The sequence below is a fragment of the Caballeronia sp. LZ033 genome (assembly GCF_031451265.1).
In the GTDB taxonomy this organism is placed as follows: domain Bacteria; phylum Pseudomonadota; class Gammaproteobacteria; order Burkholderiales; family Burkholderiaceae; genus Caballeronia.
Window position 1 is genome coordinate 1 of the sequence record NZ_JARUXQ010000064.1, and the last position, 359, is coordinate 359.

Annotated in this window: 1 protein-coding gene; it reads right to left on the reverse strand. The window is 66.3% G+C overall.

The features are described from left to right. On the reverse strand, positions 1–359 hold a 359-nt coding region (locus tag QCE62_RS35205), incomplete at both ends, for a hypothetical protein (RefSeq protein ID WP_309928058.1).

Sequence of the window (359 nt, forward strand, 5' to 3'; positions counted from 1 at the left end):
TGCCGCCGAGTGCGCTCACGTCGAGCGCGACGGCGGGTGCCGTGCCGTTGCCCGCGACTGGCGTCGCGGCGAGCGAATCGTGCTCGATGCCGTTTGCGCGCGTGACCGCGTTGAGCCGCTTCGCGTAGATGGCCGCGTTCACCTGAATTGCACGCGCGAGCAGGTCGACCTGATCGATGTTAGCGGCGTTCAAGCCCGCACCTTGCACGACGAGGTTGCCGCCACTCACCGTGAAACCCGTCAGCGACCCGTTCGGCCCGAAGTTCGGCGTGCCCGTGGTCAGAATGGCGCGGCTCGTGTTGATGAAGCCGCCCCCGTCGACTATCAATCCGTTTGGATTGGCAACAACGACCTCGGCG